This is a genomic window from Rhodococcus sp. P4_C10, assembly GCF_056402135.1.
Map to the genome: position 1 here is coordinate 83,895 of NZ_JBFUHZ010000027.1, position 15,796 is coordinate 99,690.

Annotated in this window: 11 protein-coding genes; 7 read left to right on the forward strand and 4 right to left on the reverse strand. The window is 72.5% G+C overall.

All coding sequences use genetic code 11. The features are described from left to right. Window positions 1-128: 128 nt before the first annotated feature. Together AC1DWC_RS18110 and AC1DWC_RS18115 are read left to right on the forward strand one after the other, a co-directional pair. Entirely contained in the window at window positions 129-1,037 is a 909-nt protein-coding gene (locus AC1DWC_RS18110; protein WP_477910197.1) for an Ig-like domain-containing protein, read from the forward strand. Between the two features lie 106 nt (window positions 1,038-1,143). Beyond that, a complete protein-coding gene (locus tag AC1DWC_RS18115) occupies window positions 1,144-1,704 on the forward strand; it encodes an NADPH-dependent FMN reductase (RefSeq protein ID WP_477910199.1) in 561 nt (186 codons plus the stop codon). 31 nt (window positions 1,705-1,735) lie between these two features. Here the strand turns inward: AC1DWC_RS18115 and eccE are convergent, their stop codons facing one another. Continuing rightward, complete coding sequence (eccE, locus tag AC1DWC_RS18120; RefSeq protein WP_477910201.1) at window positions 1,736-3,364, reverse strand: type VII secretion protein EccE; 1,629 nt, start codon at window positions 3,362-3,364, stop codon at window positions 1,736-1,738. Between the two features lie 175 nt (window positions 3,365-3,539). Between eccE and eccB the strand changes: the two genes are divergently transcribed. Continuing rightward, window positions 3,540-5,006 carry a type VII secretion protein EccB gene (eccB, locus tag AC1DWC_RS18125; protein WP_477910203.1) on the forward strand — a complete coding sequence of 489 codons (1,467 nt, stop codon included), beginning with the start codon at window positions 3,540-3,542 and terminating at the stop codon, window positions 5,004-5,006. On the opposite strand, the gene mycP is transcribed toward eccB, so the two are convergent. Both mycP and eccD read right to left on the reverse strand, forming a co-directional pair. Next, the gene (mycP, locus tag AC1DWC_RS18130; RefSeq protein WP_477910205.1) at window positions 4,973-6,355 is read right to left on the reverse strand and encodes a type VII secretion-associated serine protease mycosin; all 1,383 of its coding nucleotides are present in this window, start codon (window positions 6,353-6,355) and stop codon (window positions 4,973-4,975) included. The genes eccB and mycP overlap by 34 nt on opposite strands. Continuing rightward, window positions 6,352-7,842 carry a type VII secretion integral membrane protein EccD gene (gene eccD / locus AC1DWC_RS18135; protein ID WP_477910207.1) on the reverse strand — a complete coding sequence of 497 codons (1,491 nt, stop codon included), beginning with the start codon at window positions 7,840-7,842 and terminating at the stop codon, window positions 6,352-6,354. Before eccD ends, mycP begins: the two co-directional genes overlap by 4 nt. Before the next feature lie 197 nt (window positions 7,843-8,039). Here eccD and eccCa point away from each other — a divergent pair, with 197 nt between their 5' ends. The 4 genes from eccCa to AC1DWC_RS18155 all read left to right on the forward strand — a co-directional run bounded on the left by eccCa (window position 8,040) and on the right by AC1DWC_RS18155 (window position 14,305). Continuing rightward, window positions 8,040-12,035: a type VII secretion protein EccCa gene (gene eccCa / locus AC1DWC_RS18140; protein WP_477910209.1), complete on the forward strand. Its 3,996-nt coding sequence runs from the start codon at window positions 8,040-8,042 to the stop codon at window positions 12,033-12,035. Further along, entirely contained in the window at window positions 12,017-13,495 is a 1,479-nt protein-coding gene (locus AC1DWC_RS18145) for a type VII secretion-associated protein (protein WP_477910211.1), read from the forward strand. The genes eccCa and AC1DWC_RS18145 overlap by 19 nt, the downstream gene beginning before the upstream one ends. Before the next feature lie 147 nt (window positions 13,496-13,642). Then, window positions 13,643-13,957: a WXG100 family type VII secretion target gene (locus AC1DWC_RS18150; RefSeq protein WP_072845902.1), complete on the forward strand. Its 315-nt coding sequence runs from the start codon at window positions 13,643-13,645 to the stop codon at window positions 13,955-13,957. Window positions 13,958-14,014: 57 nt separating this feature from the next. Beyond that, window positions 14,015-14,305, forward strand: a complete 291-nt coding sequence (locus tag AC1DWC_RS18155; RefSeq protein WP_072845901.1) for a WXG100 family type VII secretion target — start codon at window positions 14,015-14,017, stop codon at window positions 14,303-14,305. Between the two features lie 86 nt (window positions 14,306-14,391). On the opposite strand, the gene AC1DWC_RS18160 is transcribed toward AC1DWC_RS18155, so the two are convergent. Then, window positions 14,392-15,537 carry an alkaline phosphatase family protein gene (locus tag AC1DWC_RS18160; RefSeq protein WP_477910213.1) on the reverse strand — a complete coding sequence of 382 codons (1,146 nt, stop codon included), beginning with the start codon at window positions 15,535-15,537 and terminating at the stop codon, window positions 14,392-14,394. Window positions 15,538-15,796 lie beyond the last annotated feature (259 nt).

The window sequence follows — 15,796 nt, forward strand, 5'->3', positions numbered from 1 at the left end:
GGAAACGATGTCTGCAGCTGTACAACTGTATGAACACTGGCAGCTGTCGCTCGCCGCGCCGCCCGGCAGCAGTCGTCGCGATGCGACCTTCGTGCGGCAGGCCCCGTCTGAACCATGGAGGAACCCCCATGCCCCAAACCGTGATTCGTCGGGTAGCGGCGGTCGTCAGCGCCGCTGCGGTGGTGGCAGTCGGACTCGTCGCCGGCAGCGGGGCCGCGTCCGCGGCGCCGACCTCGGCGACCAAGACGACCGACAACGTCAAGGTCACCAAGAGCGTCTCGCCGGGCAGCGCGGAGCGCGGCGCCACGGTGACGTACAAGACGGTGTTCGAGGTGACCAGTGCCGTGGACCGGTACCTCGAGACCATCACCGACGTGCATCCGGCCGGGTTCGAGTACGTGGCGGGCAGTGCGAAGGTCACGGCCTCGGGGCTGACCTCGGGCTCGTCGACGAACCCGGTGACGCCGTCGTTGGACAACGCGAACAACAGTCTGTCGGTGTCGGGTTCGTGGCTGGTCTCGGACTGTTGGCTGAGCGAGAACAAGGACGTGACGTTCGAGGTCACCTACAGGGTTCCGGATGCCGCGCGGGCCGGGACGTTCGACAGTGGGCTCTCGTTCCAGGTGGGCGCCTGGCTCGGGGCGACGACCTTCAACCCCATCGGTGTGAACGTCACCGTCAAGGCGCGGGACATCGCCACCACCACCGGGTTGGACGTGCCCGGCGCCGCAACCGTGGGCTCCGCGGTCGACCTCACGGCCACGGTGGCCCCGACGCCCGCCGGCGGCACCGTGCAGTTCACCGACGGCGAGGTCCCGCTCGGTGAGCCGGTCGGCGTCGTCGACGGCAAGGCAACGCTCTCGCACAGCTTCGGCTCGGTGGGCGCCCACCGGATCTCGGCCCGCTTCTCCGGTTCGGACCGGCACGCCGCATCCGTCTCGCCGACTCTGACCACGCAGGTGTCCGTGGCTGACGACGGCGACGGCGACGGCGGCACCGGGTCCGCCGGTTCGCTGGGCCGGTTGTTCGGCTCGTAACAGCACCATCGCGTAGCGCCAGGTCGTGACGAGGCCCCCTGACCCGCCCGGGCAGGGGGCCTCGTCGTGTCCGGCCGTCGCCCGTCCCGTGGTTCGATGGGGTGTGGTGACAGAACCTATTCGGCTGGAAGTGATTGTCGGCAGTGTCCGGGAGGGCAGATTCGCCCCCGTCGTCGCCGAGTGGTTCGTCCGGCGGGCCCGGCATCATCCGGCCTTCGACACCGAGGTCCTGGATCTCGCCGACGTCGAGTTGCCGCACGATCTCTCGGCCACTGCCGAGTCGGACCGGTTCCGCGAGCGGATCGCCTCGGCGGAGGCGTTCGTGATGGTGACGCCGGAGTACAACCACGGCTACCCGGCTGCCCTCAAGAACGCGGTGGACAGCGCCAAGCAGGAGTGGCGGGCGAAGCCGGTCGGGTTCGTCTCGTACGGCGGCCTGTCCGGCGGGCTACGCGCGACCGAGCAACTGCGTCAGGTGCTGGCCGAGGTGCACATGGTCACGGTCCGGCAGACGGTGAGTTTCCACCAGGCCCGTAAGAGATTCGGCCCGGACGGGGAGACAGAGGACGGCGCGGCGATCGACGGCGCCGCCCGACTGCTCGACCAGCTGGCCTGGTGGGCGGACGCCGCGCGGTCGGCGCGCGCGGCCCGGCCGTACCCGGGCTGACGTCGCGGCCGGGCTGAGGACGCGGCCGGGCTCAGGACGCGGGAACGAGGGCACCGGGCACCGCCGCTGCGGGTTGCGGGCTCCCCAGGAACGCGGTCTCCTCCGCAATGGTGACCAGGGTCAGCTCACGACGAGTCTCCTTGGTCCGTAACACGATTCGATCTCCCCGCGAGCCGGGCTGGACGACGGTGACGTCCGGCGGCGCGAGCGCCGGGGGCCCTGGCCGTTCCAGCAGTCGGATCGCGGTGACGCCGGGACCGAGCTCCACCGGCTCGATGCCGTCGAAGAGCACCGCGGTGAAACGCGGGTCGATCCGCGTCTCGTTGGTCAGGCGTACCCGGTCCGGACCGGCGATGGCGTCGACCAGTTGAGCCCAGTCCTGCGGGCGGGCCGAGCAGACGAGTACCCGTGCGCCGGTGGCGATCGCGCGCAGGACCAGCTGTCGGGCGAGGTACAGCTCGCCGATCACCTCGACCGCGCCGATCTCCGGACCGACGATGCGGGTGGTGACCGCCCGCCCGTCGTCGGCGGATCCGATCAGCTGCCCGCACCCCGCGGTCGGCAGCACCAGGGCATCGAGGCGGTTCGCGTCGATTTCTGCGAAGCCGGTCAGCGAGTCGAGATGGTCGTGCGCGGCGGGCAGGACCGACGCGAGTGCGTCGGCGTGCCGGCCCGACATGGTCACCAGCCCCGGCGTCTCGAGCCGGTCGGGGCGGGTCCGGGTGGTCAGCCGGCACGACGCGCCGATCCGCACCGCGCCCGGCCGGCGGCCCGGGCGCAGCCGCAGCGCGACGGTGGTGCCGAGGCCGGGCTGTGCCCAGAGTTCGGCCAGCAGGTCCTCGGACAATGCCTGTGGGTTGATTCCGTAGCCGGTGTTGCAGGCGCCGGGCAGGGGTACCTGGCTCCAGGCGCGGGCGAAGGACCAGGGCCGCACGCCACGGGTGACCTGCATTGCCGCCGCGTCGATCTCGGCGGCGTCGAGGACTCGTGCCGGGCAGCCCGCGGCCTCCAGGGTGCGGACCATCCGGCGGGCGGCGACGGATGCCGCTCGCGCGGCGCCCGTCGCGCCACCGCCCCGACGGGCGACCGCCTCGGACTCGGCGGCGGCGTCGAACCGGAGCACCAACCAGACCGTGCGGCTAGCGGTAGCCGGCAGCGGTCCGATCAACTGGTCGTACACCTCGGCGGCGGTAGTGCCCTCACACACCCGGGCGCCGTGGCTGACGATGTCGATGCCGCTGAGACAGAGGTCGTGGTGGTTCAACGATTCCGCGATTGCGGCCACCGGCAGCCGGTGAGACGGCTCGCAACCCTCCCGGGACATCTCGGTGTGGCTTCCCGGGAGCGGCAGCATCTCGACGACCGCGGCGACGGCGGCGCCTCGGCCGGACGGGTCGAGGTCCCATCCGAGCCCGACGACGGGACCGTCAGGGGACCGGAAGTTCGTGGCGGCGACCGCCGTCCGGTCCCGCCGCATCGGGAAGGCGCAGGCGGTGGCGCACCACGACGGCAGGCTGCGTCCCCGGAACGGCGTCATCGCGGCGGCCGCGACCGCGGCGCCCAGCAGCAGAGACTGCCACCAGCGCAGCCCGGTCACCGCGGCCGCCAATGCCGCAGCCACCCCCAGCAACTGAGCGCACACCAGTACCAGGAACGTCATGTCCGGCTGCGCCGGCCGACGTCGCCCCAAGCGTCGAAACACGATCATCCCCGATTCCCCCCCACCACGCATCCCCATGCGATGTGTTCCCCACGGCCGGGCATTCCCCCATGCACCGGCCGACGGCCACTGTACTGTGTGCCCCCGTAATGTGCGCCGTTACGGGGGAGGGACCATGGCTGCACAGCCGACTACGCGTGTCCAGGTGAGCGGATACCGCTTTCTGGTGCGACGGATGGAGCACGCGCTGGTGCGTCGGGACGTGCGAATGCTGCACGACCCGATGCGATCCCAGTCGAGGGCGATGACGGTGGGGGCCGTCCTCGCGGTACTGGGACTGGCCGGGTGTGCCGCACTCGCGCTGATCCGGCCGCAGGACAAGATCGGCGACGCCTCGATTGTCGTCGGCAAGGACTCGGGTGCCATGTTCGTCGTGGTCGAGGACGTGCTGCACCCCGTCCTCAACCTGGCGTCCGCGCGACTGGTCACCGGCAGCGCCGCGACCCCGGCGATCGTGAAGGAATCCGAGCTCGGCAGCCGGCCACGGGGCGCCCTGATGGGCATTCCCGGTGCGCCGTCGGCACTTCCGGACGGGGATGCGGTCGCCTGGACGGTCTGTGACGCCGTCGCCGCAGGCGGCAACAGGGCCGTGAGCACCGCGGTGCTGGCCGGTGACCCGGTGCTCGGCGAGCGGGTGTCCACACTCACCGACTCGCAGGCGCTGCTGGTGCGCGCAGGCGACGGTACGTTCCTTGTCCACGCCGGTACCCGGGCTCGGATCGACCCGGCGGATCACGCGGTCGCGTTGGCCTTCGGTCTCGACGGGATCGAGCCGCGGCCGGTCAGCGCAGGGTTGCTCGAGGCCATCCCGGAGGCGCCGGGGCTGACGACGCCCGTCATCGAGGGTGCGGGGGAGCAGCCGCCGTACTCGCTGCCGGGCAAGACCATCGGATCGGTCGTGCAGGTGCAGGACGCGCAGGAGACCCGGTTCTACGTCCTGTTGCGCGGCGGGCTGCAACCGATCAGTCAGGCCACCGCGGGCCTCATCCGGTACTCCGATTCGCAGGGCGCCGCCGGCACGGACTCGGTCACTCCCGACGTCGTGTCCAGGTTGCCGCAGGCCAACGACCTTGCCGTGTCGACCTTTCCGGCGATGCCGCCGGAGTTGGTCGGGGTGGCCGGCAGTCCCGTCAGCTGCCTGTCGTGGAATCCGGTGCCGGGCGCCGCCGCGGCGCCGGGCGGGCTGCGCGCGACGGTCAGCGTGATCGCCGGGAACACGCTTCCGCTGCCCGACGGTGCTCGTCCCGTCATGCTGGCCCAGGCCGACGGAGCCGGGGACAACGCCGATGCCGTCTACCTGCGTCCGGGCAACGGTGGTCTGGTCCACTCCACGGGCATCGCGGCGTCCAGTGAGCGCCGTGGCGCACTGTTCTTCGTGGCCGACACCGGGGTGCGCTACGGAGTCGAGAACGACGACGCGGCAAAGGCTCTCGGTCTGACCGCCCCCGGCGCGCCGGCGCCGTGGCCCATCCTGTCGCTGCTGGCGCCGGGGCCCACGCTGGGGCGAGAGGCCGCGTTCCTCGCTCATGACGGGGTGGCGCCGGACGATCACCCGGTGGTGGTACCCGACCCCGCTCGCTGACGGACGCGGCGGAGCGGCAGCGACGCGAGCAGCCCGATCCCGAGCACCGCGCCCACCGCGGTCGCGCCGATCATCGAGGCGTCGCGTGCGCGGTGGTCGGGAGGCGGCGGCGCCTCGGGGGCCGCCACCGCTGTCGACCGCGGCTCGCGCCCGGTCGGGGTCAGTGTCGTCTCCGCGGTCACCGCGGCCATCGGGTCGACCACGCCGTGACCGATGTACGGGTCCCAGCCGGTGGCGGGCGCGTGGGCGGTGGCCTCGATCCGGTCCATCACCTGCCGCGCGGTGAGATGCGGATGGCGGGCCCGGACCAGCGCGGCGGTGCCCGCGGCATACGGTGCGGCAAAACTGGTGCCCTGCACCGCGCCGCCGTCGGTGGAGTCGGTGACCCCGTCGGGTCCCGTCCGGCGTGGGTCCAGCGAGGTGATGCCGGTGCCCGGCGCCGCGACGTCCACCCAGGGGCCCGGCACGGTGAAGGCAGACGCGGCCCCGCCCGGGTCGACGGAGCCGACGGCGAGGACCTGGTCGTCGTACCAGGCGGGGGTGGCGACAGTGGTGACCGCGTCCCACGGGTCTGCGTGCGGCCGGGCGGGATCCGGCGGCGTGTTCGACGCCCGGCATGCCTCGGTGTCGAGGTTTCCCGCGGCCGCGACGATCACGGCGTCCTTGACCCGCGCCGCGTAGTCCACCGCGGCCCCGAGGACTCCGCCGTCCCCCGAGCCTGCGGGGAGGCAGGCGACCTCCGAGATGTTGATGACGGTGGCACCCAGGTCCGCGGCGCGTCGGATCGCGCTCGCGAGGGTGCCGATGGTGCCGACGCCGCGGGCATTGCGGCCCTCGGCATCCCGGGCGCCGCCGGTCTCCCGGTAGAGGTTGCTGGACTGGCGGATGCTCAGGATGCGGGCGTCCGGGGCCACCCCGGCGAACCCGGTCGCGGCGTCGCGGGTCGCCGCGACGATCCCGGCGACAAGTGTGCCGTGGGCGTCGCAGTCCTCGGTGCCGTCTCCGGTGGAGACATAGTCGCCTCCGGGGACCAGACCTGGCAGCCGTTGGTGCGGTGATACGCCGGTGTCGATGACGGCGACGAGCTGCCCGCGACCGGTTGTCAACGGCCACACGGATTCCAGGTCGAGGGCGCGTTGCGGGACGGGGACCTGCGCCAGGTCGGCCGCCGCGGAGGTTGCCGTGCAGGGGTCGCGGAGCTCGGTCGCGGGCGCGGTGGGTGCCGAGTTCGGTGGCAGTCGGCCCGGGTCGACAACGGGTGGCAGTACGGCGCCTGCGGTGGCGGGACCGAGCGCGACCGCCCCGGCGACCGCGGCGACGGTCGCGAGTCGGTGGACGCGGGCGGTCACAGCCCGCGCATCGTCGCGAACAGGCCGGACACCCAGCAGGCCAACGGGACCACCGCCGCGATGGCCGCGTAGTCGACGATCTCGACGCTGCGGCGCGTCACCGGCGAGAAGGCGTGTTCGGGGGCGAGCATGCCGAGCGTGAGTGCGGCACCCGCGCCGAGCACCGCCAGCGCGAACAGGGCGAGCGACGGGCCGGTGCCGGCGACCGCCGCGCCGGTGACGAGCAGCGCGAGCGTCGCGGCGCCCGACCCGATGAGGGCGGCGGCCGGGGCGAGACTGGAGTGGCCGCGTCCGCGCAGCATCAGCACCACCGCACAGACGGATGCGAACATCGTTCCGGGCCAGTAGATCTCGTCGTCGGCGAACAGTCGCGCGGACATCAGCGCGCCGGCGACTGTCGTCAGGGCCATCGCGCAGACCAGACCGGTGAGGTGCCGGTGCGCCCGCCGGGCACGGGTCTGCAGGCCCTCGAACGCGGCGGGCACACCACCCGCGTCCGAGTCGGGCTCGTCCTGGTCCTGGTCCAACGGCGTCCCGGGCGAGGGGACCGGTGGTAGCGGCAGCGTCGCCAGCAGAATCGACAGGCGTGGCGCGATCGCCAGTCCGGCGAGGGCCGCGGCACCGAGCACCGAGCCGATCACGTGACGGGGCTGGTCGGTCAGCATCCCGGCGGCGGCCGCCGCGCCCGCCAGGACCGCGCCCGTCGCGGTCGCGGTGCACAACGCGAGTCCCACCCCGCCGGCCCGGACGGCCAGCACCGCGAAGACCCCGCAGGCCACCGACCCGAGGAACAGGTGGGCGGCCCCGAGGTGGCCGGGCACCATCAGCGCACCGGCGGTGAAGGCAAGCGGCAGCGCGCACCCGACGAGTGCGGTCGCGGCGTACCGGTCCCGGTACACCCGGCTGACCAGGGCGCCCGCGGTGAGCGCGAGCACCGCGACTACCAGCGCGGCCAGGGCCCCGGCGACGCTGTCGGTGGTGGACCTCGCCGTCAACAGCGTCGCGGAACCGACGACGGCGGCCGCGGCGGCGACCACCGCGCCCATGACCCGCGCCGGCCCCGGCCCCCATCGCCGGTAGCGGTCCGCGTCGACGGCCGCGACGTTGTGCATGAGATCGTCGAACAGTGGCGGTGGCGCGGCGCGCTCCGTGGGCGTCAGGACGAGGAGTTCGCCGTCGCGCACCCCGTGCTCGGCGAGGGTCCGCGCGGCATCCAGGGGCGCCTGACCCAGCCGGGACAACGCCCACTGGATTGCCTCCGTGCGGCCCTCGCCGACGCCGAAAAGGTCTGCGGTGTCGTGTTGTCCGAACGGGGCGTGCTGGTCGATCAGGTCGACGATGCCGGGGACGATCATCGCCACCGACACGGCGTGCGGCACCGCGAGGTCGACCTGAGTGTGCTCGGTGCGCACCGACAGCCGGCACAGGTCGGACTGCGCGGTGCCGGACCCGTTCGTCGGCCGCCCGGCCACGTCAATGTTGTTCATCCCCGGAAATTCCCCCCTGCCACGCAGGTCCCCACCTGCGGCGTTCCTCGACGGAACACGGACGCACTCTACGACAACCGGATTCGACGGTTCTCCGCGTTGCGGGAATTCGATCGGTTACCGTTCGTCGTCGATGCATCGTCCCGGGGGGCGGGACGGGCATCGGGGCAACGCGACGACCATGGGGGTGAACGCGCGTGAGCACTGTGCGTTTCGTACGCAAGGCGCGGCGGGAGGTGCCGCGCGTTCCCGGCGGCGAACTCAGCCTGCAGTCGCCTCCCGAGGTCCCGAAGGTGGTGCCCGGGAACCTGCTCGCCAAGATGCTGCCCCTGGTGATGGTCGTCGCCGTGCTCGGCATGGTGGCGCTGATGTTCACCTCGGGGATGGCGGCGAACCCGATGTCGCTGCTGTTCCCGGTGATGATGGTCGTCTCGATGCTGGGCATGCTCGGCGGCGGCCGCGGCGGTGGCACCAGGGCGGCGGAGATCGACGAGGACCGCAAGGACTACCTGCGGTACCTGGACCAGTTGCGGCGCGACGTCTACGACACCGGCCACCAGCAGCGCCGTGCACTCGAGTGGACTCACCCCGACCCGGACCTGCTGTGGACGCTGGCCGGCACCGACCGGATGTGGGAGCGCCGGGTCAACGACGTCGACTACTGCCATGTCCGCGTCGGGGTGGGCAGCCAGCGACTGGCCACCAGGCTGATCGCACCCGAGACCGGGCCGGTGGAGGACCTCGAGCCGGTCGCGGCCGTGTCGCTGCGCCGGTTCGTCCGCACCCACTCCGTGGTGCCCGCGCTGCCGACGTCGGTGTCCCTGCGTGGCTTCGCGGCGATCGGCGTGAGCGGCGACAGGTCCGCCGGCCGTGACCTGGTTCGCTCGATGCTGCTGCAGCTGTGCACTTTTCACGGTCCCGACCAGGTCAGGGTCGCGATCCTGTGCGGGCCGGACACCGCGACCGAGTGGGAGTGGGCCAAGTGGCTCCCGCACGCCGCGAACCCGGAGGTGGTCGACGGCGCCGGCGTGAGCCGGATGGTGTTCGGCTCGCTGACGGAACTCGACGCCACGCTGTACTCGCAGTTCTCGATGCGTGCCGGGTACTCCCGTGGTGCGCCGGCGGCGGCGGGTGTCGCCCAACTGGTGGTCGTGGTCGACGGCGGCATCCTCGACGGCGAGAGCCGGTTGGCCGACGGGTTGGACTCGGTCACGGTGGTGGACCTGACGGGATTCTGCCCGTCGCTCGTGGCCGCCCGCGGGATCGAACTGGTCCTGGACCGCACCTCACCCGGCGAAGTGTCTCTCGGCGCCCGAACCGGATCCGGGGTGGAGACCTTTGCCGTCGCCGACCGGCACAGCGTCGAGCAGGCCGAGACGGCGGCGAGGCGACTTGCCCCGTACCGGGCTGTCGCGGCGGCGGGCACCGAGGCCGACGCCGAGGACGGCCCGCCGACCGCGAGTTGGCAGCAACTGCTCGGGATCTCAGACGTGGCGGCCTTCGACCCCCAGATCGCATGGGCTCCCCGCACGCCCCGCGAGAGGCTGCGGGTGCCGATCGGGGTCGGGGCCGACGGCTCGACGGTGGAGATCGACCTCAAGGAGGCTGCCGAGAACGGGATGGGTCCGCACGGGTTGTGTATCGGGGCAACCGGATCTGGGAAGTCGGAGTTCCTCCGCACCCTGGTGCTGGGACTGATCGCCACCCACTCGCCCGCGGCGCTGAACCTGGTGCTGGTCGACTTCAAGGGCGGTGCGACCTTTCTGGGCCTCGACCGGGCGCCACACGTCGCGGCTGTGATCACCAACCTGGCCGAGGAACTGGCGATGGTCGACCGGATGCGTGACGCCCTGGCGGGCGAGATGAACCGCCGCCAGGAACTGCTGCGTTCGGCGGGCAATTTCGCCAACGTGTCCGACTACGAGAAGGCCCGGGCCGCGGGCGCGGACCTGGCGCCGCTGCCCGCGTTGTTCATCGTCGTCGACGAGTTCTCCGAACTGCTCAGTCAGCAACCGGAGTTCGCGGACCTGTTCGTGGCGATCGGCCGGTTGGGCCGCTCGCTGCACATGCACCTGCTGCTCGCGAGCCAGCGACTGGAGGAGGGCAAGCTCCGCGGACTCGACAGCCACCTGTCGTACCGCATCGGTCTCAAGACGTTCTCCGCCAACGAGTCCCGGACCGTGCTCGGCGTGCCGGATGCATACCACCTGCCCGCGACGCCGGGCTCGGGCTATCTCAAGTGCGACTCGGCGGAGATCATGCGCTTCGCGGCCGCGTACGTCTCGGGCCCGTGCCCGGCCGGCCGCCCCGGGGCTCCGCCCGGGGCGTCGTCGGCGGCGACGGACCTGCTGCCACGACCGTTCACCGCGGCTCCGGTTCCGTTGGCGGCCTGGGTGACCGAGCGGCCCGCGCAGTCGCCCCCAGAACCGGCACCGGCCGAGGCGTCCGGGCGGACCGTGCTCGAGGCCGTCGTCGAGGGGGTCCGGGGCTGCGGTCCCGCGGCGCACGAGGTGTGGCTGCCGCCGCTGACCGATCCGCCGACACTTGACCAGATCCTGCCGGGGCTACTCGAACCCGCGTCCCCGTCGGCGGGCCTGCGGGCGACGGTCGGCGTGGTGGACCGCCCCTTCGACCAGCGCCGCGCCCCACTGGTGGTGGACCTGTCGGGTTCGCAGGGCAATGTCGCCGTGGTCGGGGGTCCGCAGTCCGGCAAGTCCACCGCGCTGCGAACGCTGATCCTGTCACTGGCACTGACACATTCGCCGCGGCAGGTGCAGTTCTACTGCCTCGACTTCGGCGGCGGCACGCTGGCCGGGCTGGCCGGGGTGCCGCACGTCGGCTCGGTCGCCAACCGCCTCGACGTGGACCGGGTCCGGCGTACCGTCGCGGAGGTGAGCGCCGTGCTCCGGCGGCGCGAACAGCGGTTCCGCGGGCTCGGTATCGACTCGATGGCCGAGTTCCGGCGGCTGCGTGGAGCTGGCGGGCCCGACGCCGACGCGGTCGCGGCGGACCCCTTCGGCGACGTGTTCCTGGTGATCGACGGCTGGCCGGGCATCCGGCAGGACTTCGAGCCGCTGGAGGCTCAGATCGGTGCGCTCGCCGGCCAGGGCCTGTCCTTCGGCGTCCACGTGGTGGTCACGGCCTCCCGCTGGGGCGAGATCCGTCCGGCCCTCAAGGACCAGCTGGGGACCAGGATCGAGCTCCGGCTCGGCGACCCGTCGGACTCTGACATGGGACGGGCCAAGGCATCCCGAGTGCCGGAGGGCAGGCCGGGACGGGGCATGACCCGCGACGGCCTGCACCTGCTGACAGCGTTGCCCCGGGTGGACGGCGTCGCGCGCAGCGCCGACCTCACCGCAGGGGTCGCAGACACGGTGGCGCGGGTGGTCGCGGCGGCGGCCGGAGAGACGGCCCCGCCGGTCCGGATGCTGCCGGAGCGGTGTGCGCGGACGGCGATGCTGGCCGCAGCCCAGTGGCCCCCGGCCGACCGGGAGGCGCCGTGCCGACGGGTCCCGATCGGCATCGGTGAGGCGGACCTGGCCCCGGCCTACGTCGACCTCGCCGACCAGCCGCACCTGCTGGTGTTCGGGGACGGCGCGAGCGGCAAGACCACCCTGCTCCGCGGGATCTGTGCGGGCATCGTCGAGTCGAACACCCCGGGGCAGGCGAAGATCATCGTGGCCGACTACCGGCGGACCATGCTCGGCGCCGTCGAGGGTGACCACCTCGCGGGGTACGCCGCATCGGCGGCGACGCTCTCCACGATGATCACCGAGCTCGCCGGGATCCTGGCCGGACGGATGCCGGGTCCGGAGGTGACCCAGCGGCAACTGCGGGAACGTTCCTGGTGGCGCGGCCCGGAGATCTACGTCGTCGTCGACGACTACGACCTCGTGGCCACCTCCAGCGGAAACCCGTTGGCGCCGCTGCTGGACTACCTGCCGCATGCGCGGGACATCGGTCTGCACCTGCTGGTCGCCCGGCGGACCGGTGGAGCCGCCCGCGCACTGTACGAGCCGGTGCTCGCCCGGTTGCGGGAACTGGTGCCCGTCGGGGTGGTGATGAGCGGCAGCCGCGACGAGGGCGCGCTGGTCGGCGCGGTCCGGGCGAGCGAGATGCCCGCCGGTCGCGGCACGTTCGTCACCCGGTCCGCCACCGCCCTCATACAGGTCGCGTGGCTGGACCCGCTGTGACGGCGGCGCGGGTGCTGGCGATCCACCTCACCGAGTCGGCCATGTGGGCTCGATCCGGCGCGACGGAATTCTTCTGCCCCGCAACGGTGTCCGCATCCGCGGCGGGACTGGTGTTCGGCCTGTCGGATTCCGCGGTGTTCGAGCGACACCCGATCCGGTACGTGGACGACCGCTACCTCGCGCTCGGTGAGGGCGTCTTCCCGATGACGGAGGTGCTGGCCGGACTGGTCGCGCACGCGGCGGCCGGTTGTGGACTGGACCGACCGGCGGACCTCGTGGTCCTCACCCACCCCGCGAACTGGGGGCGCGGTCGGCGCGGAGTGCTGTCCGCGGCCGGTCGCACCGTGGGACGGGAGGTCACCCTGGTCCCGGTGCCGGACGCGGTGCGCCGGGCGGCGGGTGCCGACAGCGAGGTGGCGGTCCTCGAAGTGGGCTTGCTCGCCTCGACGGCCAGCGCGTCGGGGTCCCCGGACTGCGTCCACCTCGGGGAGTGGGGGTCGGCGGACCTGTGTCTCGGTGGAGGGGAAGGGGACCCGACGGACAGTGCCACGGCGACGGGTGCGCCCGGGCGGGCGGGGGAGTGGGTGGCGGCACTGGTCGCCGCGTGCCCGCGCTGGCCGGCGCGGGTGCTGGTGACCGGTGAAGTGCCCGCCGGGACGGGGCAGGTCCTGCTGCGCGCCCTGGAATCGGGTGGGCGCACCGCGACAGTGGCGACCGAGGTCTCCGGCGCCGAGGTGGTCGCGGGTGCCTTGGCGCTCGTGTCGGCGACGCCGCCGACGGCGCTACCCGAGGCTGCCTGGCGGGAGCCGGCAGACCCGGCTCCGTCGCGCGGTGGCAGTCCCGGTCGCCGGAGGGTGGCCGCGGCGTTGGCTGCGGTGGCCGTGGTCACGGGACTGGCCGTGGTGGGTGCCGGCGTCCTCCACTCGCAGGACGGGACTTCGACGGCGGGTTCCACGGCGGCGTGGCCGGTGCCGGACGCCGGTCCGGCCGAATCCGTTGCCGCCGAACCCCCTGTGGCCCAGCAGGTTGCCCCGACGACCGAGCGCGGCGCGGTGGGCCGGGTCGAACTGGCCGTGCCGCCGGGCTGGGGTGAGCGCGTGGCCGGCCGCCGTCCGGATCGGCTCGAGCTGGTGCGTGACGACGGCGGTCCGGCGCGAATCCTGTTGGTGCAGAAGGAACTCACGCCCGGTGTGGATCTGGACGCGGTGGCGCGGACGTTGCGGCAGCGCATTGCCGAGCGGCCCGGGGTGTTCCGGTCCCTCGAACGGGCGCCGGCGGACGGGCGAGAGGCATTGACGTACCGGGAGATCCCCGACCCGGACTCGGAGGTGCGGTGGCACGTGTACGTCGCGGACGGCCTGCAGGTGAGCGTCGGCTGCCAGTCGCTCGCCGACCGCTGGGAGGACCTCGCGGGGGCCTGCGACCAGGCGATTCGGTCGACCTCGGTGACGCTCGGATGAGGAGGGTCGGTTCCTGGGGAAATTGCCCGGGGTCGGGCGGAACCGAACCGCCCCTGGCTCGCGTCCAACTGGGTGTAGGCGCGGTCCGACCGAGGTCCACCCGGACCCGAAGTCGTTGGACACCGGGACGAGAAGTGAGGAGTGGGCATGAGCGGTCAGATGAGGACCACCACCGAAACGATGGAGTCCGCGTCGCGGCACGTCGGCGACGTGAATGCGGACATCCAGGGACAGCTGTCGTCGCTGCAGGGCCGGCTCGCCGCCGTCAACGGCGCCTGGGAGGGCGCGGCCAAGGTCGCCTTCGACAACCTGATGGCGCGCTGGGATTCGAGCGCCAAGCGGCTCAACGAGTCGTTGCTCGCGATCAGCGAGAACATCCGGGCCAACGGCGTCGCCTATGCGGCGGCCCAGGACGACCACACCAGCGCGATCAACGGCGCCGGCGGCAGCCTGAACATCTGAATCCGCGTCCACGCGGGGGTAGGCGATCTTCGATCCACTTGATGTAGGGGGAGACATATGAGCGGGACCATGCGTTACACGTTCGGGGCCATCGACGGTGCTCGCGCGGACATCGCCGCCACCAGCGGCAACATCAACGGCAAGCTTGCCGACCTGAAGAGCTACCTCGCGCCGCTCGTCGCGGACTGGGAGGGCTCCGCGTCGGAGGCGTATCAGGCGCAGCAGGCGAAGTGGGATGCCGCGGCCAACGACCTGAACCTGGTGCTGGAGGCCATCGGCCGCGCGGTCGGCGCCGGCAACGACGACATGAACGCGACGAACAACAGCGCGGCGGCCAGCTGGAGCTGACGCCGACGCGCAGGGCGCGTACATGAGCGGGTGAACCCCCGGCGGAGGAGAGCCGCCGGGGGTTCACCCGTGTTCCGGACCCGTCGTCAGCTCCGGAACACCAGCAGGGGAACGTGCAGTTCGGCGGAGGTCAGTGAGCCGTGATGCCCGATCAACCGGGACTGCAGCGGCTCCGCACCCGTGCGGATCAGTGCCCCGGAGCCGCGGGCCAGTGCGATCACGTCACCGATCCGCCGCCGCGACGACGCGGTCACGGTCGGGCCGAACCAGCCCAGGCCGATCACCTCCTCGCGGCTGAGCACCTCGTAGTCCTCGCCGAGGCGGTCCCGCCACCGGGCCTGGACGTCCGACGCGGCGCCGGCGTCGGTGTACACGTGTCGGGCGCGGGGCTCGCCGCCGATCAGCCGCACCCCCTCGCGCAGCTCGGGCAGGGCATCGAGGTCGACGGGGGACTGGACGTCCACCATGCCGTGGTCGGCGGTGACGATCAGCGCGGTGTCGGCGGGGAGCCGGTCCGCGAGCTGTCGGACCAGCAGGTCCACCTGCGCGAGCTCGAGTGCCCAGGCCTCCGATCCGGCGCCGCGCGCGTGCCCGGTCAGGTCGAGTTCACCGTGGTAGGCGTAGACGAGGGCGCGATCGGACGCCCGCAGCGCGGTCGCGGCGCCGTCCACCAGGTCGCCCATCGAGAAGCTGGGGACGAAGGTTCCGCCGCGCAGCACGGCGCGGGTCAGCCCGGACTCGTACTGGTAGGGCGGCCCGACCCGGGTCACGGTGACCCCGTGGTCGGCGGCGCGCTCGAACGCGGTCGGGGTGGGCTGGAACTGTTCGGGCACCAACTCCTTCAGCAGGTCCACCCGGGGGCCGTCGCCGTGCAGTCGCCACTTGAGCGGGTTCATCAGGCGGTCCTGGCCGTCGGCCGCGAAGAGGTAGCCGACCACGCCGTGTTCACCGGACGGCAACCCGGTCCCCAACGAGGAGAGACTGGTCGCGGTGGTGGTGGGGAACCCGGCGGTCAGGACGGGCCCGGCCAGGCTGGACAGGAAGGGGGCCGCGTCGGGATGTGCCGCGAGCAGTTCCGCGCCGAGGCCGTCGATCAGCAGCACGCAGATGCGGGAGACGCCGGCCAGGGGTAGACCGATCCGGTCGGTCTCGCCGGGCACGGCCAAGTGGGACAGTGCGGAGGGGACCAGATCCGACAGCGTCGCCTGGCCGTACCGGGGTGCAAGGAGCATGCGGCCCAGCGTATCGCCGTCGGAATGGTCGCCGGATGAAGTCGAGGCGAATTGCACCGGCTCTGACCAGGCGATTTGCCTATCGGTTCACGGTCACGTAACTTTTGTCGAGTCAGAGCGACACGGACACCGACCCGGACCGAGAGGCCCGGGACACGAGGTTGGACGTAAGAGCCTGGTAAATCCGAAGTCACACCGTCGTGTATGGTTGTGCTTCAGCCCCCGATCAACCGGAGTTCATCTCCTGTTCGTGAGGGTG